Annotated in this window: 33 protein-coding genes; 6 read left to right on the forward strand and 27 right to left on the reverse strand. The window is 61.6% G+C overall.

Annotation, left to right across the window (positions count from 1 at the left end; all coding sequences use genetic code 11):
• Positions 1 to 5: 5 nt before the first annotated feature.
• From BDO18943_RS17205 to BDO18943_RS17310, 22 genes are all read right to left on the reverse strand, one after another.
• Entirely contained in the window at positions 6 to 2057 is a 2052-nt protein-coding gene (locus BDO18943_RS17205; protein ID WP_089454700.1) for a hypothetical protein, read from the reverse strand.
• 64 nt (positions 2058 to 2121) lie between these two features.
• On the reverse strand, positions 2122 to 2664 hold the full coding sequence (locus tag BDO18943_RS17210; protein ID WP_089454701.1) for a hypothetical protein: 543 nt from the start codon (positions 2662 to 2664) through the stop codon (positions 2122 to 2124).
• A complete protein-coding gene (locus tag BDO18943_RS17215; protein ID WP_175023356.1) occupies positions 2661 to 3047 on the reverse strand; it encodes a hypothetical protein in 387 nt (128 codons plus the stop codon). The genes BDO18943_RS17210 and BDO18943_RS17215 overlap by 4 nt, the downstream gene beginning before the upstream one ends.
• A gap of 8 nt (positions 3048 to 3055) precedes the next feature.
• A complete protein-coding gene (locus tag BDO18943_RS17220) occupies positions 3056 to 3460 on the reverse strand; it encodes a hypothetical protein (RefSeq protein WP_089454702.1) in 405 nt (134 codons plus the stop codon).
• A 279-nt stretch (positions 3461 to 3739) separates the two neighbouring features.
• Entirely contained in the window at positions 3740 to 4003 is a 264-nt protein-coding gene (locus tag BDO18943_RS17225; RefSeq protein WP_137962600.1) for a hypothetical protein, read from the reverse strand.
• Positions 3988 to 4680: a hypothetical protein gene (locus tag BDO18943_RS17230; RefSeq protein ID WP_089454704.1), complete on the reverse strand. Its 693-nt coding sequence runs from the start codon at positions 4678 to 4680 to the stop codon at positions 3988 to 3990. Before BDO18943_RS17230 ends, BDO18943_RS17225 begins: the two co-directional genes overlap by 16 nt.
• A 208-nt stretch (positions 4681 to 4888) precedes the next feature.
• Positions 4889 to 6145: an HNH endonuclease gene (locus tag BDO18943_RS42670; protein WP_235996079.1), complete on the reverse strand. Its 1257-nt coding sequence runs from the start codon at positions 6143 to 6145 to the stop codon at positions 4889 to 4891.
• Between the two features lie 155 nt (positions 6146 to 6300).
• The gene (locus BDO18943_RS17240) at positions 6301 to 6513 is read right to left on the reverse strand and encodes a hypothetical protein (protein ID WP_089454705.1); all 213 of its coding nucleotides are present in this window, start codon (positions 6511 to 6513) and stop codon (positions 6301 to 6303) included.
• A gap of 116 nt (positions 6514 to 6629) precedes the next feature.
• Positions 6630 to 6977 carry a hypothetical protein gene (locus BDO18943_RS17245; RefSeq protein ID WP_137962601.1) on the reverse strand — a complete coding sequence of 116 codons (348 nt, stop codon included), beginning with the start codon at positions 6975 to 6977 and terminating at the stop codon, positions 6630 to 6632.
• A 119-nt stretch (positions 6978 to 7096) separates the two neighbouring features.
• On the reverse strand, positions 7097 to 7657 hold the full coding sequence (locus BDO18943_RS17250; RefSeq protein ID WP_137962602.1) for a hypothetical protein: 561 nt from the start codon (positions 7655 to 7657) through the stop codon (positions 7097 to 7099).
• Between the two features lie 33 nt (positions 7658 to 7690).
• Positions 7691 to 8011 (reverse strand): DUF4326 domain-containing protein, encoded by a 321-nt coding sequence (locus tag BDO18943_RS17255; RefSeq protein ID WP_089454708.1) that lies wholly within the window; start codon positions 8009 to 8011, stop codon positions 7691 to 7693.
• Positions 8012 to 8027: 16 nt separating this feature from the next.
• Positions 8028 to 8387 (reverse strand): hypothetical protein, encoded by a 360-nt coding sequence (locus BDO18943_RS17260; protein WP_210771951.1) that lies wholly within the window; start codon positions 8385 to 8387, stop codon positions 8028 to 8030.
• Between the two features lie 55 nt (positions 8388 to 8442).
• Positions 8443 to 8877, reverse strand: a complete 435-nt coding sequence (locus BDO18943_RS17265) for a hypothetical protein (RefSeq protein ID WP_089454709.1) — start codon at positions 8875 to 8877, stop codon at positions 8443 to 8445.
• Entirely contained in the window at positions 8874 to 9155 is a 282-nt protein-coding gene (locus tag BDO18943_RS17270) for a hypothetical protein (protein ID WP_089454710.1), read from the reverse strand. The genes BDO18943_RS17265 and BDO18943_RS17270 overlap by 4 nt, the downstream gene beginning before the upstream one ends.
• Positions 9156 to 9195: 40 nt before the next feature.
• Positions 9196 to 9633 (reverse strand): hypothetical protein, encoded by a 438-nt coding sequence (locus BDO18943_RS17275; RefSeq protein ID WP_137962603.1) that lies wholly within the window; start codon positions 9631 to 9633, stop codon positions 9196 to 9198.
• A 23-nt stretch (positions 9634 to 9656) separates the two neighbouring features.
• Positions 9657 to 9965: a hypothetical protein gene (locus tag BDO18943_RS17280; protein ID WP_089454712.1), complete on the reverse strand. Its 309-nt coding sequence runs from the start codon at positions 9963 to 9965 to the stop codon at positions 9657 to 9659.
• 196 nt (positions 9966 to 10161) lie between these two features.
• The gene (locus BDO18943_RS17285) at positions 10162 to 10719 is read right to left on the reverse strand and encodes a hypothetical protein (protein WP_235996081.1); all 558 of its coding nucleotides are present in this window, start codon (positions 10717 to 10719) and stop codon (positions 10162 to 10164) included.
• Positions 10720 to 10832: 113 nt separating this feature from the next.
• Positions 10833 to 11543 (reverse strand): hypothetical protein, encoded by a 711-nt coding sequence (locus BDO18943_RS17290; protein WP_137962604.1) that lies wholly within the window; start codon positions 11541 to 11543, stop codon positions 10833 to 10835.
• Positions 11544 to 11553: 10 nt separating this feature from the next.
• The gene (locus tag BDO18943_RS17295; protein WP_137962605.1) at positions 11554 to 11796 is read right to left on the reverse strand and encodes a hypothetical protein; all 243 of its coding nucleotides are present in this window, start codon (positions 11794 to 11796) and stop codon (positions 11554 to 11556) included.
• A complete protein-coding gene (locus BDO18943_RS17300; protein WP_137962606.1) occupies positions 11790 to 12434 on the reverse strand; it encodes a hypothetical protein in 645 nt (214 codons plus the stop codon). Before BDO18943_RS17300 ends, BDO18943_RS17295 begins: the two co-directional genes overlap by 7 nt.
• A 92-nt stretch (positions 12435 to 12526) precedes the next feature.
• Positions 12527 to 13108: a hypothetical protein gene (locus tag BDO18943_RS17305; RefSeq protein ID WP_089454717.1), complete on the reverse strand. Its 582-nt coding sequence runs from the start codon at positions 13106 to 13108 to the stop codon at positions 12527 to 12529.
• Positions 13109 to 13138: 30 nt separating this feature from the next.
• Positions 13139 to 13510, reverse strand: coding sequence for a hypothetical protein (locus BDO18943_RS17310; protein WP_137962607.1), 372 nt, complete (start codon positions 13508 to 13510; stop codon positions 13139 to 13141).
• Positions 13511 to 13852: 342 nt separating this feature from the next.
• On the opposite strand from BDO18943_RS17310, the gene BDO18943_RS17315 reads away from it, so the two are divergent.
• The 5 genes from BDO18943_RS17315 to BDO18943_RS17335 all read left to right on the forward strand — a co-directional run bounded on the left by BDO18943_RS17315 (position 13853) and on the right by BDO18943_RS17335 (position 17797).
• Entirely contained in the window at positions 13853 to 14950 is a 1098-nt protein-coding gene (locus BDO18943_RS17315) for a hypothetical protein (RefSeq protein WP_089454719.1), read from the forward strand.
• A 512-nt stretch (positions 14951 to 15462) separates the two neighbouring features.
• Positions 15463 to 15789 (forward strand): H-NS histone family protein, encoded by a 327-nt coding sequence (locus BDO18943_RS17320; RefSeq protein WP_021159061.1) that lies wholly within the window; start codon positions 15463 to 15465, stop codon positions 15787 to 15789.
• 280 nt (positions 15790 to 16069) lie between these two features.
• A complete protein-coding gene (locus BDO18943_RS17325; protein WP_089454720.1) occupies positions 16070 to 17029 on the forward strand; it encodes an SOS response-associated peptidase family protein in 960 nt (319 codons plus the stop codon).
• Between the two features lie 90 nt (positions 17030 to 17119).
• A complete protein-coding gene (locus BDO18943_RS17330; protein ID WP_046196959.1) occupies positions 17120 to 17410 on the forward strand; it encodes a hypothetical protein in 291 nt (96 codons plus the stop codon).
• Between the two features lie 114 nt (positions 17411 to 17524).
• Positions 17525 to 17797, forward strand: a complete 273-nt coding sequence (locus tag BDO18943_RS17335) for a hypothetical protein (protein WP_089454721.1) — start codon at positions 17525 to 17527, stop codon at positions 17795 to 17797.
• Between the two features lie 21 nt (positions 17798 to 17818).
• On the opposite strand, the gene BDO18943_RS17340 is transcribed toward BDO18943_RS17335, so the two are convergent.
• The 5 genes from BDO18943_RS17340 to BDO18943_RS17360 form a co-directional block, all read right to left on the reverse strand.
• Entirely contained in the window at positions 17819 to 18262 is a 444-nt protein-coding gene (locus BDO18943_RS17340; RefSeq protein WP_175023357.1) for a DNA-binding protein, read from the reverse strand.
• A gap of 587 nt (positions 18263 to 18849) precedes the next feature.
• Positions 18850 to 20343, reverse strand: coding sequence for an IS66 family transposase (gene tnpC, locus BDO18943_RS17345; RefSeq protein ID WP_404842671.1), 1494 nt, complete (start codon positions 20341 to 20343; stop codon positions 18850 to 18852).
• 132 nt (positions 20344 to 20475) lie between these two features.
• Positions 20476 to 20820: an IS66 family insertion sequence element accessory protein TnpB gene (tnpB, locus tag BDO18943_RS17350; protein ID WP_017333797.1), complete on the reverse strand. Its 345-nt coding sequence runs from the start codon at positions 20818 to 20820 to the stop codon at positions 20476 to 20478.
• Positions 20817 to 21236: a transposase gene (locus BDO18943_RS42970; protein WP_045579726.1), complete on the reverse strand. Its 420-nt coding sequence runs from the start codon at positions 21234 to 21236 to the stop codon at positions 20817 to 20819. Before BDO18943_RS42970 ends, tnpB begins: the two co-directional genes overlap by 4 nt.
• A 49-nt stretch (positions 21237 to 21285) precedes the next feature.
• Complete coding sequence (locus tag BDO18943_RS17360) at positions 21286 to 22674, reverse strand: helix-turn-helix domain-containing protein (protein ID WP_175023358.1); 1389 nt, start codon at positions 22672 to 22674, stop codon at positions 21286 to 21288.
• Positions 22675 to 23214: 540 nt separating this feature from the next.
• Here BDO18943_RS17360 and BDO18943_RS17365 point away from each other — a divergent pair.
• Positions 23215 to 24381: a hypothetical protein gene (locus BDO18943_RS17365; protein ID WP_137962608.1), complete on the forward strand. Its 1167-nt coding sequence runs from the start codon at positions 23215 to 23217 to the stop codon at positions 24379 to 24381.
• The last annotated feature ends 259 nt before the right edge of the window (positions 24382 to 24640 follow it).

Here is a 24640-nt window from a genome sequence, read left to right on the forward strand (position 1 = left end):
GCGGGTCAATCCAGTTGAGTTGCGGCGGTTGTCTTGGCGGAAGGCGTCGTGACGCTTTCGTTCGAAGCGGCGTCAAGCGCATCCAGGCGGCGGCGCACTTCGGTTTTGAGCCTCACGATGGCCTGCCCTACGCTCAACCCGACGTGAAGATCCGTGCCTTCGTGCATGCCAAGCATCGGCTCGGCCCAGAACTCGCACGTCGTCAAACGGCCGACGTCCCGTCCGTCCAGGACGTGTCCGAGCAGTGCGCTGCGGAACGAGAAGCCCATTTCGAACGCTTCCCAGAGCGTAACCTTGCGCGCCGCACCAGCGGCTACCGGCAGCGCGGCCGCGCGATACAGGCGGATCGTTCGGTTGGGCGTCTCCAGACCGACGTCGAAGATGCTGTACAGCCCCGCGTCGAAGAGTCGGAGATTCTCGGCGCTCACGTAGATCGCCCGATTCTCCTCACCCCGCGCCGCCATCGTCTGGGCTCCCGACGCGCTACCGGCGGCCAGCTCACGAGCTTCTCGCTCGACCATTTCGCGCCGCGCGGCATCGAGCCCATGCAAGTAGTCGCAGATCTGCTGCAGGCTCGGCACGCCGCCACGTGCGTCAGCCGCACGTTGCACGGCATCCCACGCGTCTCGAGCCGCCTGTTCGTCGCTGATCTCGTCCGCGTGCGTGCAGCGCCACTCGGCGAACGTCAGGGCCACGCGCTCACCGTCGTGCGCCGGATCCGGAGCCGGGAAACTCGCGTCCGCGCCCTTCAACGCGTGATAGGCAGCGTCCGTGCGCTTTAGCGCGATCGAAGCCACGGCGCCGGTATCGATGATGCGCGTGCGCCCGGCCACCGTATCGAAGTGCTTGCCGGCGGCGTACCAGCGCAGCGCCGCCTCGGGCGTCCAGTCGTTCCGCTCGAGGTCACGTTGGATCTCGTCGGGAATCGCCGCCGAGCCGTCGAAGTCGGCGAGGCGAAGATTCGCCCAATGGGCGAGCCTGCGCGTGGGCTCGTCTTCCAGACGTCGCCCCATGGCGAGCCGGGTCAACTGCGTGCTGGTGACGCCGCTTTCGTTGGTGACCTGCTTCCACTGCACGTCTCGTTGCTCACGCACGGCGTTCAGCGCGACATAGAACCCCTTCGTGTCGAAAACCTGCGCGCCGCGGGCCGCCGGTGTGTTCGTCGACTGCGCCCAGCGCAGCGCCTCGCCGACCTGAACCGCGTTGAGCGGTTGCGACTCGCCCATGCCGAGCGCGAACCGGATGGCGCGGCCGATCGGGCTGCGGCGGTCCAGGTTGTGGTAAAGCACCCAAACCAGCGCGGCGCGGCCCCAATCGGTGAACTCCGGTTCGGTGACCGGTTCCACGAGCAGGCCGGCGCATCGCTCGAGCACGCCAACCTCCTCCGCACCAAGCGTGAGCGCTTCGTGGCTGTACGTTGCGTTCCGGATCCGAGCCACCAGCTCGCGCAGTGCCTGACCGTCGGCGCTCACCGTCTGTCCGCCGGCGTCGCGCATGGCCGCAGCGCAGGGGAGCGCGGCGAGAATCGCGTGGTACGTCGCCTGGATGGCGTTCGCGTCGCGCGCCTCACGAGCATTGCCGTATTCGATGACGCGCTGAGCGAGCTCGCTCAGCGAGATGGCCTCGTCGCGCTCGTCCGGAAGCTCCCGTATTAGCCTCTCGATGACATGCACACAAGCACGGGCGCCGCTCGCATCGCCCGCCCACTCGCGCGCTTCGTATTCGTTGACCCTGTCGAGACAGACGTGCAGCGCCTCCCCGAGGCCTTTCGCGTGCGCGTCGATTCGTGCGATCGCGACAGCCGCGGCGGCGGTGACCGGCCCAGCATACAGGGGCTCGGTGCTGACGCCCTCCGGAGCATCCAGCAACGTCGCCTGCTCCCAGTCTTTCGAGCCGCCTGCCACCTCGGGTGTGACGTAGCCGACCGCCTCGCCCGGGAACTGCAACGACGCCTGTTCCAGTGCCGTGATCGCCTGCTGGATAACCGCCTTGTTCCCGATCGGGACACCCGTCCAGTCGAGGTGCTTCAATGCCTGCGCAATGTCGGTCGCGTTCATTTCATCGATTGGTGTTGACCCGGACCATCCGGGGGTTCATGGACCACGATACCGGGGAAGCCCCTCAAATCAAGGCCTGCTCGCGCGCCACGGACGCGCCGGCGCCAACCGGAGAAGCTACCGCGCGCGCTCGATCGGCCGCGGCCTGCTGTTGCTGTGCCCGCGCGGCCGCAGCGATGATTTCGTGCGCGGCGCGGAAGTAGTCGCTCGGTGTGTCGAACGTGCGGAGCGCGATCGGCCCGTCCTCGTTCCAGTCGGTGTAGTGCTCGATCACAGCCCGCTGAAGCGCCTCCCATGCCGTGTGTTCTTCCCACTCGGGCTCGTAATAGCCGACAGACTCGCCGACCATCACCGTCCCCTTCCACGGCTGCCAGGGCTCGCTCATCACGATCCAGTTGCGCCCGTGCTTGGGCTGGTACTTGAATGAGCCGTGGTCCCGTCTGCCGTGAGGGACGCTCATCCGGTCCCAATGTTTGAAATCGTGTCCGCCGACATTGGTGAATGACTTGCACGAGTCATCCGCCCGGAACTGCTCGCGCTCATCGCCAAGTAGCTGCAGCAACGGCGCGGCGCGCTTCGACAGCTTCTTCAGGATGCGCAGGTTCAAGATTTGTCTCCCGATGCATGCACGTTGGCGGCGAGTGTCGCGCCTGGTGCAGTGTCAGACTGGTTCCCGTTTATGGGGAAGTGGCTACCATTCGTGCGGTTCGTTTGCTCACGCTGCTTCCCGACCGGATTTCCGTGCTCATCGCCGTCGAACCTTATCGTGACCGGCCCGTGACGCATGTCGCCCGTCATCCGGCCGTTGAGGGCGCGCTTCTCGGCAGCGGTAAGGTTGCGCCACTTGGCAATCCAGAACTCGCCCACCAGCAGACCGCGCGGCGCGGGGCCTTGCATCTCGCCAACGGAGATCCCGCGTTCGCGGCACCACTTCTCGGCGGCGTTGCTCGCCTCGAAATCGCCCGGCTGATCGAAAACGATGGTCACCATACAATCCTCTACGCATCATCCAGACTGCCGGCGTGCACCGCCGCGCGATCGCCGGACAGCGTCTCGCGACGGACCGATGAGGCGAACGCCAGCAAATCCGCATAGCTGATGCCGCTGATGTCGCCACCGCGAGCCTGGATGAACTTGTCCACCAGCGGGCGCACGGCCGATATCTCGGCCATGACGTCGTTGAACGGACGCTCCAGCGGACCCTCCGACGACAATGCCTTCCCCGCTTCCTGTTGGGAGCCGGAAGGGGCGGGAGCAACGAGCGCGTATTCGATGTCGCTGTCACCCTGCTTGTCGGCGCACCACGAAACTTCGTGGAGGCCTGCGAATTCGAATTCACCGGGCGGCAGATCGCCGACGTTCAGATATATGCGCTGCGGCGCATTCTTGATGTTCGTATCCATCGACCTCTTCTCAGTGAGCATTGCCGCAAGTGGCGGCGATTCCGCCACCCCGAGTTGGAAGCCCACGATACCCGTTGTGCCAGGCAAATCAAGGTGACCGCGCGAGCCGTACAGGTGGCCTGATTTACCGTGTTCGAATCTGCATCCAATATACTTCCTATCAGGAAATGACGTGCAAAGTGTACCTGCCGCTGGGCGTCGAAAAAACAAAAGCCCGCTGCTCCCAAGGGGGCGCAGCGGGCATGGTTTAAGGTTAGATGCTACCGGTTGGCCGAATCGTCAACTTTGCGGTCGAGAAGCCAGTCGTTGATTGGTTTCGACGATGAAGTCCGCCTCCTCTGCGGTCAGTCCATAGTCGCTCGGGACGGCAGAATCAGCCATACCAACGTCGAAGTACGGCTCGGTAATGAAGACGCCGTCGTGCGTGATGCCGACCTGGGGATAGCTGTTGTCCGTCATTTCGACTTCGAGCCGGCCGCGTAGCGAAACCGGAATACTGGCCGCCGGAAGATCCAGATCGTCAAGCGTCATTGGGTTTTGCATTTTGCTTCTCCAGTGTACGCAAGTGATTCCCCAATCTGGAACGCATCCCAGCGAAGTCGGGTGAGAATTTCCGCATTCGACTCCCGACTCACGCTCGGCTTGACATCGCTCGAACGGCTTGCGATCGGAGTGATTCCACCTGGATCGAACACAACGACACGGCCATGGATACGGCCGATGTTGTCCACACCCATCTCGCCCCAATCAAAGCCTTTCGTGCGTAGTACCTCACGCATCCGCAATGCATCCGCATCGGAAACGGATTCGGTATCCGCGCGTTCCGTGAGCTCATACCGGAGGTATCCAACGGTGCCGCTTGCCAGCGTCTGCAACACTTCCGGAATGTCCGGACGAATCGCAAGATCGCCCATGCCCAATCGCAGCACCTTGTCTTCGCCAGCCTTCAACGCGACCGACGACGCGCCGCCGCCCAGAGGTTCCAACGTCACGACTCCGATCTCGTGGATGCGGTTCACAAGCGCAGAAAAATCTCGCGAGTGAAGAATATCCTGAGCGATGGGATCGGGCCACTCATCTACATATGCCCCAAAATTCACTTTCCGGGTCGACGCAAGCAAGGCGTCTCGCAGGATCGTGCTGGGTGTCTCTGCTACCCGTTCGATCCGCTTAATGGCTCGCCCAGAAAGCTTCTGGACCGATCCGACGTAATTGTTCATAGACCTGCTCCTGAAAAATTGCGAAGCAGGCTCCCAACGGGAATCTGCCCCGCTGGGTTGGATGTGCATTGACGTGCGATTGAATCGCGGGATATCCCGCTGGCTGGCTGTCGGCCCAGCTACCGTCGAAGTGAGACTCCAATATACCCCAAGTTCCTACCAGGAATCTATCCGCGATTGACGGCGGGCTCGCCGCGAGGCGGTGCGACTATCGGTCGCTTTCAGCTTCGCGGAAGCTTTCGTGGCGACGCGCCAGGCCCATTGCCGAGGGCTGGTCCTCGGACCGATCCGGAATGGTCTTCAGGCGCTTTCCGTGATACTGCCAGTAGTCCGTGTTGGACAACGTCCTGGAGACATGGACGACGCACCGCTCGTCGACCGACATGAGGTTGAGATCGAAAAGGGTGTGGATGTCGGTGCGCAACAGCAGGCCGTTTCGGGTCGAGTAGTCCGTCATGAGCGAGTGCGACACGATGTGCGCGGCCTCGAGCAGTTCCACCACGCGGGCGCCGGTGACCGCGCAGCTCTTCCGGTACGCGTCGAGCAATTGCCTGCGGAACCGCTGCTGCCCGCGCCGCGTCTTGATCGCGCGATTCTGGACCTCGTCGTAAGTTGCGTCCTCGTCGTACTCGACGTCGCCGTCAGCGGCGCCGCCCGAATCCTCCGGTTCCACCTCTCTCACGACAAGGCAGTCACCCGTACGGCTATCGTAAGCGTGGACGTACCACTCCGCGACGTCGAGATGCCGTCGTGCGACCGACGAGGCACTCTTTCCCAGCTCGTCAACCCGGCGGCGATTGCCTTCGCAGAGGATGACACGCGCCGCCAGCCCCCTCCGGAACGACTCGTGAATTGCATCATCGAGGGCTTTGGCCCGCGCCGCCTGATCGTGCGCGCGCAGGCGCATTGAAGCGTCGGACGCATCGTCTCTCGCGATCACCAACAGGGCATCGAGCGTTTCCCGCACATTGCCGTCGAAGACGATCCGGCCGAGTGGATCGGTTGTCAGGTTCTCGTACCAGAAGCACATGGCAAACCCCTCGCTCACCGAGCCGAAGCACCATTCGTAGCAGAACCGCGGGTTGGACCTGTAATTTTCGACAGGGTCGCCATGCGAGGTGCGATGCCACTCCTCCACCGAAAAACCCGCATCCTGCAACAGGTCGTAGAGCAGCCCCTTGGTTTGCGGCTTCAGGCCTTCCAGGTCGGATGTCATCGCATCGGCGCGGCGGAAGGAGACATGCCGGCCAGTGAGGTCGAGACGGACCTGGCGCCAACCGGCGCCGCGCCACAGCCGGCCCGGATGACCGTCTTTCACTCCGGAATTTGACCAGTATGGTCTGAACCGGCTGGCGGTCTCAGGAAGGGAGAAGCCGAGGATCCGTTCGATCTCCTCGAAGGAGAGCGTGACCTCGTTCCCGTCCAGATTGCGGAGGTAGTCTGCGAGGGGGGCGTATTTGGACATTGTCTTGCTCGCACGTTGGAAGCGACGGGGACCGCGGTCGACGCCCAGACAGACTGCCCAGGCGGGTTCACGCATATCCCTGCAGGCGCAGAGCGTAGCACGACACGACCGGCGAGTTCCCTTCCCTGCAGGACCCGTCCAGCACCTTCAACGATTCACGAGCACCGCGCGTAGCGGTTCTTCGCGACGTCCGGCAGGGCGTCCCTTCCAACGATCGCTTCAGCGAGGTCAGCAGCCCTGTTCCAGCCAATCCCCAGCTGCCGCTGGATATGCGCCACGCACACCCCATCGAATGCGATGATCTGTCTTGCCTGTGATATCTCGTTCGCCGTCAGCGGTACGAGCGCTGCCCTTTCGAGAATGCCCATGTTTTCTGCCCTCCTCGCATCAATTGGCGCTCGCCGGCCGCCGGCGCCGCGCCCGCTACGACGCAAGACGGCGACCGGCCGGTAGCTGGACACTTCCGCGTGACGCGGTTTCCCGATCAGATGACGACGGTCGGCACGCCACGGGCCGCCGGCGGGATCCGGGCATGTTCCGTCATGGTGTATTCGGTCCCCCCGACAATCGTCATCTTCGTGATGCCGTAGGCCGCGCCGCCGACTTGCACATCGACGGTTTCCGCACCGCCCAGCACTCCGTCGAGATCGTTCACGAGGGTCGGTGCGCCAGCATCCGGCAGCGATCCGACAGCGTCATCGCCCTTGCTCCGACCGGAGACGGTATAACTGCCTGCCTTCACCTGGATCCAGATGGACGAGTACATACCAAAGATCAACTGATCGATTGGCGTCTGATTGACGAGATTAGCGAGAGCGGCGGCTTGAGGCATAGGTTCTCCTGGTGGTTTGGGGACTACAAAGCGACGACTGGTTACCGAAATTACGCGTTTCTGGTCGCCGAGGGGTTAGCCCGTATGCGGGTTTTGGGGTTGCATAGCTTCGGTAGCGGTCAGGTCCCCGTTCCTCGAAACTCGTCGGATTCGTCGTCTCGCAGCCAGCGCCGACCTTTACCCCAGACGTCCTCGGGCGGGATCTCACCCGCTCGCAAAACGAATTCCGCAGGATCGAAGCGCCGACACGACCGTATACCCGTCTGGATCAGATCGAACAGATCCATCGGCGCACCGATTGTGCGTAACGCACGGACCTTGTTCGTGTTCGAGTCAACCAGCATGACGAGCACGACATTGCTGTCCGGCCTTTCTTCTGCCCACGCCCGCATCACGTCGACGTGAGCCGCTATCGGCGCTGCCAGCGGCCAGACCCTGTCGTCGCCCGTAAGCAGCACGAGCATCAGCATGCCGACCGGCAGATCGGGCGTCTGCATCAGCGCGAGGCCATGAGGAATGCCCTGCACGCCGGCTATATCCTCGTCCGAGACATCCGGCAACTGGAGCACCATCGTCAGCACACCACTGACGATCGTCGCGGCCAGAGCCATTTCACCCGGGCCGGGCGATTCGAGCGGAGAGGCATCACCTACCGCGATTGTCATTGCGCGCACGTTCATATTTTCTCTTCCCCTCATCACGCTTCTTTCTAGCTATTCGTTCGCCAGCTTCAACAGGACGCTCGCGTGGCAGCAATCGTCCTCGTATGGCTGCGTGGGCTTCGGGCACCAGCACCCGAGATTCTTCCCGCGGAGTTCAGCACGTGCGGCCGCGACGAGCCGCTCATTCAGAGGCGCGAAGCCAAGGTACAGGCTCCAGGCGTGCCGACGATCCCGAACGATGCAACCCGGCAGAAACGGAGACTCTTTGCCGACGACGAACGGATTACCCCACTTCGTCGTGCGGTCCACCTTGACCGTATCCGGTGGCATGCGCCAGCCCTTCGTCCGCTTCAGTTGCACGCGCTCAGGCATACGATTCCCCTGGCCGTCAGTAGCCGAGCAGATCGCGAGCCGCGCGCATCGTCGCCGGAATCACGTCATGCTCGATGAAGGTCCTGCCGCTGGCGTCTACCGTAGTGGTCGCCACGGTCAGCGTGCCGTCGCCATTGAAAAGCGTCGGTTCAGGTCGATCATGCTCGTTGATCCATTCGATCAGGCGGGCGACGCGGACGGCTGTCTGGTAGGCGGCGTACCGCTCAATGTCGTCCGCGAGCCGGGCTTCCTGCACACAGCGTACGCAGTAGGCTCGCCCCAGCGAGATCGCATAGGCAAAGTCTCCGCCCAGCTTCTCGCGGGCTTCCGGTTCTGGCATGTCGTCAAGCCAGAAGATTCGGTCGTCTGAAATCATGTCAATCCTTCGGACGCCGCACTAAGTTCGGCACCCACACATCGAATTTCCCCGGCTACCTGCTCTCCAGCGCCGGCGCCGGCGCCGGCGCAGCCGGAGCCGACGCGTTCTCTTCGGGCCAGATTTCACCGCGGCACCAGTCGATCCTGCAGCACCGAAGATCACCCATCATTTTCTCGATCATCGCGCCGTAGAACTGCTCGACCGAATAGCGCGACTCGAGAGAGGACGGACCCATGAAGTCGATGGCGTGGTGACCCGTGATCGGCGCGAGGAGCAAATCTTCGGCCGCGTTGTGCCTGCCGGGCAACTCGAAGCGCGGTTCCATCAGCGCTTGCGTGTACGCGGTCAGAAGGACCTTCAGCACGTCGACGTAGCGCATCTCGGGGTGATAGACCGCACCGAGCACGTTGTCGCGAATCCCCTGCCACGTCGGGTCGCAGTTCTCGCGCTTGATGTAGCGGAACAGCGCCTTCAGCGTCTCGTTCATCGGGTTCCCCGCGCCGGCACGAATTTCGCAGCGAGCTTCTTAAGTACCCCCCAGAAGCCCTTGAGATCGTCGGTCGCGGAAGATGATGAGACCGGCCCGCAAAAAGCCCATTCCAAAGCGGTCAGAATCAGCGTGCCCAGTTTCACGATCGTCCAGAAGTTATCGGACTGGAGGATGAGCACGAACTGGCGCAGCAGGTCCTTGTCCGGATTAACGGATTGCAACCCGAGCAGGAACGCAATCCCGACGGTGTAGAAAAAATTCTTGATGATGGGCATGGTGACTCCGCTTTGATGAAAATACAGTTGGCTACCCGGTTCAGGCGCGCACGCCCGTAACGTTGATCCGGCCGGAGATCCGCCCGACCTTGTACTGCGCGACTATCGACGAGCCGCACACTACCTTTTCATAAAACGATCCAGTCACGTCGACCGAATCGCTGCCGATTCCGATATCGACGTCGAGCGTCCATCTGTCCGGATGGAAAATCGGCGTCGGCATTGAGGTCTTGGTCGCCGCGTTGTAGACGTAGATGTACTCGGTGTAGGCCGGCCGGAAGGCTTTATCCCTGACGGTCCCTTCCCTGCTGGCCACTGGCATGCCAAAGAAATCGAGCAGATGGTAGATGCCAGCCGCGCCGAGGCAGACCAGGATCACGACAAGCGCCAGCATCAAGAGAAAAAGGATGCTGCCGATGATAGTGCCGACCGGCCAGTCAATCAGGGCGTCACCAAAAGTGCTGATGATGTCTCTCACGAATCGCACCCGATCGTTCCTCGTTAGGTCGCCACGAAGTGCGGAGGCTCGATAAATTCGACATGCCGAAGCTCGCAGAGGCCAATAAAATCGGCCTTGCCGAACGCGTGGATGTACGAGATCCCTCGGGCGCACACCATGAACACTTCCTCTCCCCGATGCAGGGTGTATTGCGTGCGCGCGATGTCCCGAACGGTCCCGACACCAGGCATGTCGTAATCGACGATACAGATGATGCTGGCCTTGCTGGCTACCCCGGCGAGTCGCTCGTAATCTCTCGAGCCGGCATACCCGGCAAGCACAAATTCTGGCGGCTGTTGTTCAGTGAGCATCGAAGGTTTCCTTGGTCAGCCGCGGCTGCGATCCCGTCTGAATTCGCGCGGATTGTAGACAGCACGCTTCCAGTCCTGCTCGGCACGCGCACGCGCCTTTCGTCTTTTCCAGATAACGCACCCAGCGATAACGCAGAGAATGGCTGCGACCAGCGCGGCCGAAAATGAAGTCATCGTCTCTTCACCTGTGTCCTTGTCAGCGCACGTCTTCGACGTATCTCGGCGCAGACTCCGCTGGCTGGTACCTCCATGCCTCGACAACCGCAGACAATCGCTCTATCGCCAGATCCTTATTCCGATCGCACATGAGTTCGTAGATCGCGAGCATCTTCCCCAACCAATTGGCGTGTCCATGATTGCCACACGGTTGCGGGACAACCCTTGTCAGTTGGTCAGCCCGCTCACGAGACAACGTGTGCAGGCTCCATGCAAACTCGAGCATCTGCCCCAAGGACATCGTGTCGCGGTTGGAAATTTCGCCGCCCAGAGCTTTGACTTGACGGATTTCGTAGTCATACAGCGGAACCTCGTAGGCGCCGGCCCGGTCGGCCACCTGCCTTCGAAGTCTGGAGGCAATCGTGTCCAGCACGTGACCATCGTGGGTGTGGTGATAGTTCCGGTCGATGTCAGCGCGGATGGCCTCAAGGCTCGTTGAAACTGCCCCGGCGAGCGTGCAGTAGTCGGACATCAACTGCTTCAACTCCCCGACAACGCGTTCCGCCGCCTCGCGTTCTCTAAGCAGGCAGTTGGCCATAGACCGCTTGTCCGACCGGTACATTCGAACCGTAGCCACCAATGCAAGGCATAGCAGTGCAGTGGCGGCGATCGAAATCCAAAGGCAGTACGTCATTTTCATTGACCCCTGTGTCAGCCTGCAGAACCCACGACGTGCGGCGCCATCGCATCTCGCAGCCCTTCGCGATGCAGCGATGCGTCGCTCATCAGCGCGTCGTAGCCCGGAAGCCCTTCCGCATCGGAATACAGATCGACCGTGGTACTGAAGGGATGGGCTGCGCAGTGCCGGAAGCCGTAGAAGGCCACCATGACCGACGCGATGCCGAGGTTCGAGATCAGGACCGAGCTGCCGAACCAGTCCCAGGCCTTGAACCAGAGGTACAGCGCAACTTGCTTGCCATCGACGTCGCCAGTCGGATGCTCGACATAGACATCCTGATTGCCGATGTCGTAGTGATGGGTGATCCGGTAGATCTTGGCACCTTCGGCCTTCAGATCGCCCTCGACCTCCGCGGCCATCGCGTCGAAATGCTCGTGCTCCTCGCTCGACATCGCATCGCCGACCGCGCCGCCGCGATCGTGCAGTGCGTCCGCCTTCCCGTCGTTGTAGGCCATCAGCAGCATGCTCTCCAGTAACCCGAAATTGCGAAGAGTCCTGGGATCGTCCACCGACAACCGGGCGCTCACGGTGAATGTGTCCGCACCGATGATGGCGAAGGCCTTTTCCGCCAGGCCCAGCGTCAGCTCGCTGTGATCCGGCATCGCGGACTTGTCCGGAGCAACGCCCTCAGCTACGACCGCCCCGTCGATCTGCGCGGGTGCATCGAAAGCCCTCTCCAACATCATCCTTCTCCTATTCCAGCCCGGAAATCCCGGGCGATTTGATGCCGTCCTCGTAGAACGCCCGCGCGGCTCCCGAGTAGTAGTCGATCTTGCCGCACAGCCTGCATTTCACGCGGTGCAGGTCGATATCGTCCATGGTTGAGAGCTCAACGTGTTCGACGTCGACGACCTCGTTACCGTCCGGTTCGATCGACCGGTTCTCGACGGGCCGCTGCTCGGTGTGCGGGCACGTGTCCTGGTCTCGCGTCAACATCCTGCTCTCTCCCATCGGGCCGATCGTGTCTGCCCAACCAGCTCCTGCATCAGCGCATAGGTCTTCGGCGCCTGCTTGCCCGCTGCCGTCTCCTCGGCAAAGCGCGCCGCCAGCTCGTCCCATCTGGAAACGAGTCGCGACCATTCGGGGGAAACCTCGGCCATCTTCTGCAACTGGTCCTGCGCGCCGGTCGCCTCGAGGAACAACAGGCAGCGCCGCAGATCGTCCGGATCGTGGGGGTACTCAGTTCCGGCGTCCACCGGCACGCCGTAGATGGCCTTGCACATCGCGTTCGACGACTTGCCGCGCTCGCCCTTGCGCAGCCACATGGCGACAGCAATCAGACCGAGGTTCGTCGCGGCGAGGTAGTCAGCGTGGCGCTTCGCCGAAACCGGGAGATCGACCTGACGCAGCTCGTCGAGCGCGGTCGGCTCGCCGATGACGAACGTCGCGCCGATGAGGTCTGCAATATCCGTCGCCATCAGCGCCTTCTTGCTGAAACCGTGGGTCAGCATCGCGAATGAGGACAGCGGCACGGACCCATAGACGATCCGGCACCCGCAGATCGTCTTGATCGTGAATCCTTCATCGCCGACCCCATCGATCCCGCCCAACTGCATCCTGAATTCATCGCTCATCTCGGCACCCCTGCTGTCCTCTGTCCATCGGTCAGGCCCGGCAAAGCTTCACCGTACCGGAACGTCGCTGCGTTTCAAGGCTCCGGCGGCCCTCACTCCCTGCTCCGGTACCGAACGCGCCGCCACGGCCGGCCGCGTGCGATATCGGACAGGAGTACGTCGAGATCCTCTACCGACAGGTCGTCGAGCGTCCCGAAAAGCGCGGCGTCCCTGTACGGGTTGCCGTAGGTCACGCTGTTCACGTTCGGAGTCAGGAAATGCCACCGGATAAGAACTCGATCTCCGCGTTTCAGGCTCCAGAGAATCTGTTCCGGAAACGGCAGACCAAGGGCATACCAGTCCTTCTCGTCGATCAGCTTCTCGATATCGGGGCGGCGGATCTGTTCGCCGGCCGCGCGGCGCTCCTCTTCACACTTCTTGACGCCATCATTCCATGCGTCCTCAAGCTCTTCGGCATCGCGCAGCAGGGTCGGGATGGGCTCTCGAGCGTACAGGTAGCCTGCGCGTGCGGCGAGCCGGTTTGCTTCGGCCAGGTGGTGCTTGAACGCCGGCGAGCCGATCTCGCCCGCGACTACGCGCAGTCGCATCAGCGCGTACTCGCACCGCGCGTTCAGCGCCAGCGAGAACAAGCTCTCGTCCCCTTTCCGCTCGGGATTTTCCAGTGGCCGGGGCATGTCCTCTCCGGAGCGCGCGGCAGGCCGCGCTTACAGATCGACGCCAGTGTTTCCGTTGACCGCCTGGACAATCAGCCGAGCGAGAAGCAGCGCATCCGTTACGTCGGTGACGCCCACGTCCATGCTGACCGTGCCGAGCTCGGCACTCGGGAGCGACGGTGCTTCCGCGATATGGAACGTCACGGCGAAAACGTTGTTCTCGCCGTCCGACCAGTCGAATCCGAGCAGTTCGCAACTGCCGTACCGATACGGCATCATCGAGACTTTCCGTGGCCCGGAAGGCAAGCTGGCTTCGATTGCCTTGCGGATGTCCTCGACAAAACGCTTCGCCTCGGAACTAGGGACCGGATTGTTATCCGGGCCCGCTTCGATCAGAACCTCGCTCTGGACTTCCATGTTCATCCCCGCTTCGCGCGTTATGCGCCAAGATGGCAGGGTATGGAGAGCGCGACTGAACAGCAATCCCGAATGAGCGTCCATTCGGGCATGTTTCGCTCAATTGCCGAGATTGTCGCGTCCGTCATGTGCCCGTTGTTATGTCGGGGTCAAAGCAAGGTGCTGAGCTTGCTGTGGCAGGCAATTTCAGGTACAAAACCGGCAAGGGAGCTCCGACCCCGGCCGCCCACACTGGCAAATCTCCGTTGAGTAATCGGCTGACTAAGAGCAGACCGTAGTGCACTCGACAGTTCTTTTTTGCAACCCGGTTAAGTGGGCTCGCTGGATTGAGACGAAAAAGGAACTCTCATGCGCATGCACTTTCGCACGCTGACGCGTCCCAAGCATCTCGCGGAACGCCTTTCAGTCGTATTCCCCGCCTTGTCGCACATGCAGACACAGGAGTGGGCCTCGCAAATGCTCGGATACCGTAACTGGCACGAACTATCCAAATCCGTGGGTCCCACTGTCGAAGAGACACCTGACCACATCGTCTCTGTCGAATCGATGACGTCAGGTAACTGGTCTGAGGAAGACCGCGCCTTCTTCAAGCGCGGGTTGGATCAACGCGAAGTACTCGAGCGTCTCATCGGCGAGCCGATGCCCGGTATGGATACTCTGTTTCTCCATGTGGACCCTAACTATCCTGACGTGCGTTTCAAGAAGTTAGGGAAGACGGGAAAGGGAAGTCCTTGCTTCAGAGGCTTTGAGTATGACCTCTTCCAGTTTGAGGGGGAGACCCCTGGCGCCGGCGGCGGTTGCTGCCACGACGGTAGCATGATGGGTGATAGCATCGACATCTATCTGGGGTTGCCACTCGGTGTCGACGAGGACGAACTGATTTCCCGGCTTACCCAGCGAATGCGCACAGCCAAGGTTCCATTCCGCAGCTACGACGCTGACCTGCAGAACGCTTTGCGCGGAAGCCATTTCGGAATCACGCAATTCGAAATTGAGCCCTACGATGATTACGAGCCCGACAAGGAGATTTTCCTAGCGTCTCAGACAAGATCGTATCGATTCTTTCTGCTGGAAAACGAGTCGCCTATGGGAGCTGCGGTCCTCAAGATTTGGGCAATGGCTTCGTCTGACTCAAACGAAATCTGCGTCGAAGTTACTGTCGACGAAGCCTGGACCGCGTTCGAAACTCAGGAGGTTTTTGACGCTCTCGTCATGTCGCTGGCTGGCACCGTGTGCGAACCCCTTCGAAGGTTGATGTGGTTTCGCGTTGGCAACCCCGGTGTGAGTATCGAAGTCTTCTTCCTTTCTGACAGCGAGAGCCAATTGACGTGGGCGTTGGCGAGTGAGCTAGAAAATCTCGTCCCTGAGTCTCTGCTAGCCGACGGAGCCGAAATGTCAGAAGCTGGGTTGGCGGCCCTGAAGTTCAGCGGCACGATCGCACTTTGAGAAAATTCACAGATCACTCGGGGACGTTTCGTACGCGTCTCCGGAATCCGGGTGCGATCAGGCCGGCACTTTCGCATCGGCTTACACCGCAGGAGCGTCGCTGTCAGCGGCAGGTGCCCGCGCGACTCAATTTAGCCTTGTTGCAAGCGCTCATCACGGTGCTTTACTGCAGCATTACGGATCTGCGGACATTGGACACCGACGATCAGGCTGGTTCACCCCAGTCATAAAGCGAGGCAGAATTACAGTCCCATTGAGGTTCGCCGTCGACAGGAGGTTCCGCCTGCGCTCCACACTGGATAAACGTCCAGCATCCAGTTGATAGCGAACGTGGGGAGTTCCACACAAACGCTTTGCCGCCGTTAGCAACCGACGAACTCGCTGAGATCTACGGCCAGAATCCTGGGCCCGTCGTGCGTCTGTTACGGGAATCTCCAGCTTCTCGAGATATTCCGCCGATCGAAGCGATTCCTTTACCATCTCGTTGTTTTTGAACTGCTCTTTGAAACATCGTGACAACTGAAATCCAGAATCTCCAGGCACAACTGCGCGATCTGAATATACGTCTCGCAGACATCAAGAAGGATGAGAGGCAGGCCTATTTGGCAACCGTGCGAGAGCATGTTGCGCTATATGGCATCACGGAGGAGGAACTGCTGCGTGCGGCGGGCTTCCGGAAGGCGCGCAAGCAGCGGGCGCCAGCGCAATACTATGATCCGTCCACGGGAAAGTCGTGGTCCGGCCGTGGCCCACGCCCAAAATGGCTCGAGGGCAAGGCGCTTGACGACTACTTGGTCGACCGAGCCGCGAAGCCGTGGTGGCCCGGCGACGGTGCCTAGAACTTAGCGCGGGGATAGCCATCACCATTGACCCGGCAGGATATCAGGCGATTCCGAGAATTCAGACGGCATTTCTTCGTCTCGTCGTCCGCACGCACCTGCCGTTTTGGTGCCTGCGGAACGGGCTTGGCCGCCATCTCGTCTTTCGTCCCCTGTCCCTGTCCGTTTTGGATTTTCCAGTGGCTGGAGTCAGTCCTATCCCGAGCGCACGGCGCGAATGTCGCTCTCGTCCGCGTCTCGTCCATTATCATCGGGTGAACCCAACAGACCGGAGGTTGCCGTGTGCTATTCGGCTCAGATCGAGGCGGATTACCGGAAGTACGTGAGGGAGTTCGGTGCGGACATGGACATCGCCGAGTTCACTCGCCTGTTCTTTGAGCGCGTCCAGGGCAGCAAGGCATTGGTGCCGAAAGGTGTCGAGGACGCGTTCGCCCATCCGGCGACGGACGAGGAGCGCCAGGCAAAGACGTTCATCGACGAATTTCGTGCGCAGCAGGTGACGAAGCTCGAGCAGGCCATCTTCAAGCAGCGCGAGCGGCTGGCCAAGGCAGAGCGCGTGCTGCAGACCAAGGTGACCAAGGCCGCTACCGAAGACAAGCGCATCGCGACCAACAAGATTGACTGGTCGCTGCGCCAGCTCGAGGACCTTCGACGTACCACGCCGAAGGACCGCGATTCACGCATCTTCCCCAGCCACTACGCGCCGGTGATGGTGATGGAGAACGGCCGGCGCGTCATCAAGCCGATGCGGTATCTCTGCCGCATTGCGGGCAAGCCGGCCAATTACGATGTGCGCTTCCCGGGCACATATAACTCGAGGCTGGACAACCTAGAGGGCTTCTGGAAGCCGCTCTTTGGCCACACGCACGGCATCGTCATCGTCGACAAGTTCTTCGAGAACGTGAAGCGTCACAATCTCGAACACCGGGAGCTCGCCGAGGGCGAAGAGGAAGAAAACGTGGTGCTGGAGTTCGCACCGAACCCTCAGCACCGGATGCTTGTGGCCTGCCTGTGGTCGCACTGGGCGAACGGCAAAGATCCTGACCTACTCTCCTTCGCCGCCATCACCGACGAGCCCCCACCCGAGGTGGCGGCCGCCGGCCACAACCGCTGCATCATCCCGATCAAGCCCGAGAACGTCGACGCCTGGCTCAACCCTGATCCGGAGAACCTCGCGGCGCAGTACGCAATTCTTGAAGATCGCGACCGACCCTATTATGAGCACCGACTCGCCGCCTGACCCCCACCCGGGCATGGCATTCGATTCGGCCTACGCAGCGCGGGTAGAATCCGCTCAGGTGCGTGTGCGCCTGGCCTTTTCGACGGGACGATGATGACGGTAATAGTTCGGGAAGTGGTGGACGGCTGGCTGATCGCAATGAACGATGAGGTCGGCAAACGCGCGGCCCCGGGCGCGGTCTTTCGCATGGGGCGCATGTCGACGGATGGACGGTATCCAGTCGTTGAAACCCGCCAGCCTGGCTGGAGTTCAGGCGCTCGCTATTTCATGCCGTTCAAGGACGAGGCCGAGGTACGCGAGTTCTTGTTAGGCCTTGGCTTCACGGAACTGCCTCGCTGGACGCCGGGCACACCGCTACTCTCGCTCGACGGGCCGCGTTGACCGTCGCTTCAGCGATCGCGCCTGCCATCACCGGCACGACACGCTGCAGGTATTCGGGTATTCGACCATCGAGCCCGACCTTTTGGCATCGGCAGCGCTATATCGGAGGGCATCGTGACGGACTTACCTCAGCCAGATTTGCCTCAAGCCGACGGCGCCGACCCAGCGACGGTGTTCACCGCGGCGCTGGGCGTTCTGTTCAAGACACACCCGGACCCCGCACGTCTTCTTGCCGAGTGGGAGAAAATCGCCTCGCAGATGCCCCTCACGGTCCTGAAAAACGGCGCAACAAACGTTTCGCACGACGCGAACGTCGTCATCGCGCAAGGACTACTGCACATTGCACGCATGGCCGCTGACGGCGCCCAATCAGGCGGCGGCGCGTAACCGAATGGTCGGGCGGCACGCTCAGGCTTGCTGGCCGTCCGACTCCCCGTTTTCGCCCGACTGCGCCGACTCCCTCGAGTAGTGCTCGGTCATGTAGACGCTCGCTTCCTCGGTCGTCTCAAACGTCCGGAGAACCCGCATCTCGTCGTCCGGCCTCTGCGGCATTAGTACAAGGTGCGGCTTCACGTCGAGGTGCACAACCGGGCGCTCGCGGAATTTCAACCATTCCGCCAGCTTTTGAGCAGCGAGCGCGCAGGCCTTGTCGTGGTCCTCGGCAATGCCGTACGACGTTGAACGGTCCCACGCGCCCCCGTCCAGGCACCTGACTGCAATGCTACCGTCAGGTCGCGTCACGCCGAACGGATGATCCCACCAGGCGTCCAGTTCTTCCTTGGTCCGAGCATCGTTGGGCGTATCGTCGAAGTCGCGCGGGAGCTTCGGATCGAGAGGAATTCGGGCGGGCATGGACGCTCCTGAGACGGGTCGGAACGCCTATTGTGCCCGATCAGCGCGAGCAGCTATCCACAGATGGGTTTTCGCGCTTTGCCGGCCCCGTCGACGCGCCCTCGCGTCTCAGGCCGCCATACTTTCGGCCGGCGCCGCACACGGACTCGCGCCGCGCAGCGTGTAGACGCCGAGGGACTGCGTAACCACGATCGGAGACCTGGACAGCAAACCTCGAAGTGTCATCTCGTTCATTTCGCCCGTATCAATGAGATCTGCCGCAAGGGTTTCCCAGCTCAATGTGGGGCCATGCCGTTTAAACGCCGAATACAGCCGATATTCCTGCTCGGTCAGTTCGCTCTTTGGATCAAGGGGCGTGGCAGGACGGTATCGCCCTGGCGCTCCAGCGAGGAATCCGGCTCGCGCGAGGATCGCCGTGGTGACAAACCACGGTGGTGCCGGGTATGTAAGCGACTCAGCCTGGCCGTTTCCCTGTTCACGCGCGCGTGGGGCACGATGGTGATGGCGTGGTGGAGTCCGTGTAGATCACGGGAGATCGTGTCCGCGTTCGGCGATCGTGGACACGATCCATCCAAATCTATCCAGATCTACCCGGTCGATGGTGTGGGCGGGGTGGCCGGCTTCAGCTTGTCGGCCACATTCCAGGGCAGCAATTCGTCGATGCGGGAGATCTTGTGATCAGCGATGTGGGTCAGGACGTATTCCAGATAGGCACGCGGGTTGATGCCGTTCAGCTTGCACGTCCCGATCAAGCTATACATCGCAGCGGCCCGCTCGCCCCCGCTGTCGGAGCCGACGAACAGATAGTTTTTGCGTCCGAGCGCGACACAGCGCAAGGCGTTTTCCGCGAGCACGTTGCTGATCTCGGCCCGACCGTCCTCGCAGTAGAACACCAGCGCCGCCCAATGATTCAGCGAGTAGTTGATCGCCTTGGCGAGCGCGGACTTCGTCGACAGCGTCGCGAGTTTCGCTCGGATCGTCGCTTCGAACTTCGCGAGCAACGGCTTGCTCTTTTCCTGTCTCACGCGCAGACGCTCGTCAGGTTGCTGGCCACGGATGTCGGCTTCGATACTGTAGAGCTCGCCGATCATCTCAAGCAGCTGCTGGGTATCCGGGGTCGGCGTGCGCGCGTGAACATCGTAGACGTACCGCCTCGCGTGATCCCAGCATGCCGCTTCGTGGATCTCGCCGCTCGCAAACAGTTGATCGAAGCCGGCGTAAGCATCGGCCTGCAGGATACCGTGGAATGCAGCGAGCCGGGTTTGTGGGTGAACGCCTTTACGGTCCGAGGAGAAGTCGAACCATACCGCAGCTGGGTCGGTCGAGCCGGAGCGGCGATCGTCTCGCACGTACACCCAGAAGCGACCGGTCACTGTCTTGCCGTTGCCGGGCGCGAGCACCGCAACCGGCGTGTCGTCGACATGGACCTTTCCGGGAACCAGCGCGTAGCGCTGGATCGCTTCAACGAGCGGCACGCAGAGCTCGGCAATCTGCCCGAGCCAGCGGCCCATGCTGCCGCGATCCAGCGTCACGCCGTCGCGTGCCGCGATCTCCGATTGGCGATACAGCGGCTGATGATCGGCGAACTTCGATACCGCAATATCGGCCAGCAAGCTCGGATGCGCGATGCCATGCTCGATCGGCAGGCTGGGCATCGCGGGCTGTTCGATGTGGCCGCAATCAGGGCAACACAGCTTGTGGCGGATCGTGCGGATCACCTTGAACGCGGCCGCCACGCGGGCGAGTTGATCGGATACATCCTCGCCGAGCCACTGCATCGTCGTCGCGCACTTTGGGCAGGCCGGATCCGGCTTGAGTTCGATTTCATCACGGGGCAAGTGCGGTGGCAGTGGCTCTCGCGTGGGCGCCCGACCGGGTGGTGCCGTCGACGTCTTGTCTCGGTGCCCTCGCGTCTCTGCTGCACCCTGGCCGGCCGTCAGGTCTTCCAGTTGCGCCTCGAGCTTATCGATCTGCCGAGCCAGTTTCTCGGACTTGCTACCGAAGTACATCCGCCTGAGCTTGTCGATCTGCGCCTTCAGGCGTTCGATCTCGTCGTCGCGTGCGGCGATCTCCCGCACCATGTTTGCGATCGAGGCTTGCTGTTCAAGCAGCGACGCCTGCTGCGCGAGCACCAGGGCCTGGAGCTCAGCGACGGTGGCAGGAAGCGGCGCATCTTTGGACATGCATCGCAGTTTACGAGCCTTCTATGCGGTTTACAACATCGACAGCGCGGCTGTGCGGCGTGGCTGCCGCCAATCGATGCCCTCAAGCAGCATCGACAACTGGGCGCTCGTCAGATGGATCTTTCCGCCATCAGCCTGAGGCCAGATAAAACGGCCTCGCTCCAATCGTTTTGCGAGCAACCAGAGCCCGTCGTCGGTCGCCCAAAGCAGTTTCACGAGATCGCCGCGACGGCCGCGGAAGATGAACACGTGCCCACCCAGCGGATTCTCTTCGAGCGCCGTCTGCACCTTCGCGGCCAGCCCCTGGAACCCGCAACGCATGTCGGTCACGCCGGCCGCCAGCCAGATACGCGTACCTGCCGGCAGCGCGATCACTTCAGGCATTCCTGCAGGAACGCTTCGGTGCGCTCGGCAGACAGACCGCGAATCTTCACGCGCCGCTTGCCGATCTCCACCTCGATCTCGCATACGGGCGTCGACATCGGTACGCTGCTCGTCGCTCCCGATGCTACCGTCGGCTCCGGCGCTCGCAGCACCAATGCAGTGTCGATCACGTCGACGCTCAGCAGTTCCGTGCTTGGCACGCTCGGCGCAACATCCAGTGCAGGGACGACCAGCTTGCCTTCACGATATTGCTTGCGCCAACCGAATACCACGTTGGCGTTGATGTCGTGTCGACGCGCAACAATCGACACCGACATACCCGGCTCCAACGTCTCCCTGATCACCTGCTGCTTGAATTCTTGCGCGTACGTGCGATGGGGATGGGCACGGTTCCCTGCGTTCGACATGGCTGACTGGCTCCGTCAATCTAAACGCGCCCATCATGCGTTGGAAAAATCAGCATCGGGAGACGGTCCGGCCGAGCCGCTTACCCGGGTATTGCGTCGCGCAACGTTCTTCCCGGCTTAACCGTAGCTCCCGTATGCGTTCGACGGCGCCCATCGCAACATCGGCGACGATCGGCGCGTCGGCGACCGAGGAAACACGCCGGAGTGCGACGATCACGGGGTTATTGCGCAAAGATTCGCCGTACCAGAACCACTCAGGTTTTTTGCGCTCCCTGCGGTCGAGCCATTCAAATCCCTGCCCCTTCTGAATCACTTCCCGAATGGAACCGACAGCCTCGATGCTCCAGCCCAGCTCTATGGCGTAGCCCATGAGGACGCCGACGTGCGCTGCACCTACGGCCGTGATCATCGACTGGGCCATCTGCCGTACGATGGCCGTCCGTTCGTCTTCGACAGGCGCCACAGCCGAGTCATCGTACAGATGCGTTTCGAGAGACAGGAGCGGCTTTTCCAAGATGTCCATGGCGAAGCGCCAGGCGTCTTCTATAAGCAGCCCTTCGCCGAGCTGCGGGCGCAGAGCGGTTTCCAGATGCTCGGGAGTGCATGGAAGGTGCTGCTTTGCCGTGGCGTCGAGCTGATCGAAGGTCCCGGCAAATTCCGCTGGTAGTTCCGACGCCCGCTTGCGCATCGCGCCCAGGATCTGGCATGCACGGCTCTCGGTAATCCCGTATTCACTGGCGACGGTAGCAAGCGTACGCCCGCCGCCGTTCACGCCATAGCGAGCGGCGAACAGAGCCGCGTTGCGCTCCGCTGTTTTTGGCGTCGCCAGCGCGAGGATTCTCCCAGTCTCGAGGATGACCTGCGCCACCGTACAGTTGGCTGCTGCTGACCCCGCCTGCAGGGGCTGCGGCGACACCGACGGCGCCGCCGGTTCTTTGCCGATAAGCCAGCCGGGTTTAACCTGCAGCGCCTTCTCCCACGCGTAGATCTTGTCAGCACCGAGGGAATGCGGAACGCCGGCGTTCTCCCACTGCCTGAGCGTGACGTCCCGAACCTCAAGCCGCAACGCGAGATGATTGCGCGCGATGCCCAGCGTTTCCCGCCGCATCCGGGCGCGATCACCCGCAGTACGCAGACGGGTCTGCAAGGTGGCTTCTGGCGAAATCCGCGGCTCGTCGCCCTGTGTTGGCTGTTCCGGACTGAATACCCAGCCGGCGGATACCTTCAGCGCACGCTCCAGCCGTCGCACGTCAGTGCTGCCGGACATATAAGCCGGCACGCCCCTTCGCTCCCAGCGGGTGACAGACGACAGATGTATGCCACTGGACTCCGCCACCGATTTCCGGGATAAGCCCAAGGCTTCACGTCTTTTGCGGATTCTGTTCGCGATCCCGATTTCAGGCAGATTGAGCGACCCCGTTTCAGAAAAACTCATCATGTTCGCAACTCTCTTTCGTGCTCTCCTGCAGGCTGGATCGCCCGCTCCGCGCCGCCGCGACCATTGCCGCGCGACATCAATATTCCTTATTTACGGCGAAAGATAACGGTTCTTAAGGCAGGGGCAAAAACTCCATGCGGTATGGATATGCCTCGATCAGACGTTGTCGCCCGACAGTGGAAAACCCCCGGCGCATGCTGGTGCTGATGGCCGCTCGTGGCGTTCCGGCTGCCGCTGACACCGACCGGAACACGTGCCACATCGGATCAGCATTGTGACGGAGGTGCCCCTTGACGTTTCGCTTCGGTAGCCACGTCCACACGGGTTTGCCTGCGTGCAACCACCCACGAGGACCTTGCCTTTCGAAAGATCGAGGCTAATATTGCAATCGGCACCTCATGCCAGCTGTGCGCTACGGAAGTGTTCCGTAAATGCGAAACTGAGGCGTAGCACCGATTGACCCATGCTGACCCGTCGACACGTCGACCAGGAACGGCGCACACCTGAATATCGACGCTTATTGTCTACGGAGACCGCAGCATGATTACCCCGCAAATGCGCGCGCTCGCGCGCAAAGTATCCGAGCTCGCCAGTTCCTACCGCATTAGGTTGTCCGAAAACGAGGCGCTTGACCTCACCGGGCACCTGCTGTGCGATGAAATGATGGCTGTCGTAGAGAGCGATCCGCCTGACTGGCATTGCATCCTCTGGAATCGGGATGCGGCGGCTACGGGAGAGGTCTACTCGCTCTGCCGCAGCGCGCCAGCTGCGGTTGCCGCGGTTGAGAACCACGCACAGTCTGAGCTGCACGACCTTGACGAAGTCGAGGTGGCTGGTACCGAACTGACGGTGTACAGCAATGGCGAACTCTACGCACGTATTCGTCGTCCCGATTGGGTTGAGCCGAACCCAACAACCTATCGACGCATGGCCACGCTTGTATCACCCTTGCGGACATGGGAGGAGGATCGCCTCCACGAAGCCTTGTCGAGCTTACCGGCGTGGCAGGTTGAACAATACAACCGCTATCCCACCTGGTTTCCTGAGGGGGAGGAATTCGAACGGCGTGGAGAGTGGCTGCCCAGACTCTCGGCGAACATGACAGAGGGCGCACCACTCGAGCAGAACCTCCTGCCCATGTGGCCCACTCCCAATGCAATGGCTGCCACGTTGCACCAGCAACTGTCAGAACGCGCCGGTGGGCGGCTCAAACTCGCCCACTGTCAAGAGGGACTCGCGACGATACTGGGCGTTGGGTCGTGGCAAGTGCTTCTGGCCCGATTCCGCGCCAACAGTTTTCCGCACGTGATGGTGCAGACTGTGGCGGAAGAAAACGCTGAACCAGGGATTCGCTTATACAAGGGCCCAGTTGAACTGTTGGCCTGGACCTATGATTTGGCCTTGCAGAGGAAGGCTGTAGGAGCTTCAACGCTTTTTGTTCAGGTTCAGTGGTTGAACTCGTTTCATCTGGCGCTGACCCACAGACTGATGTCCCGGGCCGACCTGCATCTGGCAGTGAAAGCGAAAAGCACGGTTCCTTCAGACCTTTCGGGAGAGGAAAGCATGCGGTGGGACGAGGTGAATCGCGGCGTGGCTGAGGAGGCACAAGAATGGACGGACTACGGGTTCGGCCTCGACCAGTTGGGTGCCTCTGATGAGGATACAGAAGTCGCCAGGCAAAAACTGATTGAGTTGGGTTACAGCTAAAGGCACACGTAAGACTGATGAGGTTTGTCCGGGCGGCGGCCGCCGCGCGGGCGAGCCCACGGACAAATTGAGAGGAAGCAGGAGGGGCTCCAGAAGGTGGGTCCGATCGCTGGGGCATGCCTGCCGAATGCGAGCGAAGCGGATGCGGCGCTTGCCGCGGCCGAAGGGTTTCTCGCCAATCTGAACCTGTCCGCATTTTTGTGGGCGAGGCGGTTGAACAACAGGTTATCCACGCGCCTGCGTGAATCGCTCGCCGAAC

Source organism: Burkholderia aenigmatica, assembly GCF_902499175.1.
GTDB lineage: Bacteria > Pseudomonadota > Gammaproteobacteria > Burkholderiales > Burkholderiaceae > Burkholderia > Burkholderia aenigmatica.

Excerpts from the sequence above, each read along its gene's own strand:
- BDO18943_RS17230 (WP_089454704.1), bottom strand. The coding sequence starts at position 4,680 with ATGAACAATTACGTCGGATCGGTCCAGAAGCTTTCTGGGCGAGCCATT.
- tnpC (WP_404842671.1), bottom strand. The coding sequence starts at position 20,343 with ATGGTGCGGGAGATCGCCGCACGCGACGACGAGATCGAACGCCTGAAG.
- BDO18943_RS17220 (WP_089454702.1), bottom strand. The coding sequence starts at position 3,460 with ATGGATACGAACATCAAGAATGCGCCGCAGCGCATATATCTGAACGTC.
- BDO18943_RS17255 (WP_089454708.1), bottom strand. The coding sequence starts at position 8,011 with ATGCCTGAGCGCGTGCAACTGAAGCGGACGAAGGGCTGGCGCATGCCA.
- BDO18943_RS17290 (WP_137962604.1), bottom strand. The coding sequence starts at position 11,543 with ATGTTGGAGAGGGCTTTCGATGCACCCGCGCAGATCGACGGGGCGGTC.
- BDO18943_RS17260 (WP_210771951.1), bottom strand. The coding sequence starts at position 8,387 with ATGATTTCAGACGACCGAATCTTCTGGCTTGACGACATGCCAGAACCG.
- BDO18943_RS17330 (WP_046196959.1), top strand. The coding sequence starts at position 17,120 with ATGATGACGGTAATAGTTCGGGAAGTGGTGGACGGCTGGCTGATCGCA.
- BDO18943_RS42670 (WP_235996079.1), bottom strand. The coding sequence starts at position 6,145 with ATGTCCAAATACGCCCCCCTCGCAGACTACCTCCGCAATCTGGACGGG.
- BDO18943_RS17300 (WP_137962606.1), bottom strand. The coding sequence starts at position 12,434 with ATGAGCGATGAATTCAGGATGCAGTTGGGCGGGATCGATGGGGTCGGC.
- BDO18943_RS17240 (WP_089454705.1), bottom strand. The coding sequence starts at position 6,513 with ATGGGCATTCTCGAAAGGGCAGCGCTCGTACCGCTGACGGCGAACGAG.
- BDO18943_RS17245 (WP_137962601.1), bottom strand. The coding sequence starts at position 6,977 with ATGCCTCAAGCCGCCGCTCTCGCTAATCTCGTCAATCAGACGCCAATC.
- BDO18943_RS17310 (WP_137962607.1), bottom strand. The coding sequence starts at position 13,510 with ATGAACATGGAAGTCCAGAGCGAGGTTCTGATCGAAGCGGGCCCGGAT.
- BDO18943_RS17250 (WP_137962602.1), bottom strand. The coding sequence starts at position 7,657 with ATGAACGTGCGCGCAATGACAATCGCGGTAGGTGATGCCTCTCCGCTC.
- BDO18943_RS17215 (WP_175023356.1), bottom strand. The coding sequence starts at position 3,047 with ATGGTGACCATCGTTTTCGATCAGCCGGGCGATTTCGAGGCGAGCAAC.
- BDO18943_RS17270 (WP_089454710.1), bottom strand. The coding sequence starts at position 9,155 with ATGCCCATCATCAAGAATTTTTTCTACACCGTCGGGATTGCGTTCCTG.
- BDO18943_RS17305 (WP_089454717.1), bottom strand. The coding sequence starts at position 13,108 with ATGCCCCGGCCACTGGAAAATCCCGAGCGGAAAGGGGACGAGAGCTTG.
- BDO18943_RS17225 (WP_137962600.1), bottom strand. The coding sequence starts at position 4,003 with ATGCAAAACCCAATGACGCTTGACGATCTGGATCTTCCGGCGGCCAGT.
- BDO18943_RS17280 (WP_089454712.1), bottom strand. The coding sequence starts at position 9,965 with ATGCTCACTGAACAACAGCCGCCAGAATTTGTGCTTGCCGGGTATGCC.
- BDO18943_RS17285 (WP_235996081.1), bottom strand. The coding sequence starts at position 10,719 with ATGGCCAACTGCCTGCTTAGAGAACGCGAGGCGGCGGAACGCGTTGTC.
- BDO18943_RS17265 (WP_089454709.1), bottom strand. The coding sequence starts at position 8,877 with ATGAACGAGACGCTGAAGGCGCTGTTCCGCTACATCAAGCGCGAGAAC.
- BDO18943_RS17340 (WP_175023357.1), bottom strand. The coding sequence starts at position 18,262 with ATGCCCGCCCGAATTCCTCTCGATCCGAAGCTCCCGCGCGACTTCGAC.
- BDO18943_RS17205 (WP_089454700.1), bottom strand. The coding sequence starts at position 2,057 with ATGAACGCGACCGACATTGCGCAGGCATTGAAGCACCTCGACTGGACG.
- BDO18943_RS17365 (WP_137962608.1), top strand. The coding sequence starts at position 23,215 with ATGATTACCCCGCAAATGCGCGCGCTCGCGCGCAAAGTATCCGAGCTC.
- BDO18943_RS17360 (WP_175023358.1), bottom strand. The coding sequence starts at position 22,674 with ATGATGAGTTTTTCTGAAACGGGGTCGCTCAATCTGCCTGAAATCGGG.
- BDO18943_RS17315 (WP_089454719.1), top strand. The coding sequence starts at position 13,853 with ATGCGCATGCACTTTCGCACGCTGACGCGTCCCAAGCATCTCGCGGAA.
- BDO18943_RS42970 (WP_045579726.1), bottom strand. The coding sequence starts at position 21,236 with ATGTCGAACGCAGGGAACCGTGCCCATCCCCATCGCACGTACGCGCAA.
- BDO18943_RS17295 (WP_137962605.1), bottom strand. The coding sequence starts at position 11,796 with ATGTTGACGCGAGACCAGGACACGTGCCCGCACACCGAGCAGCGGCCC.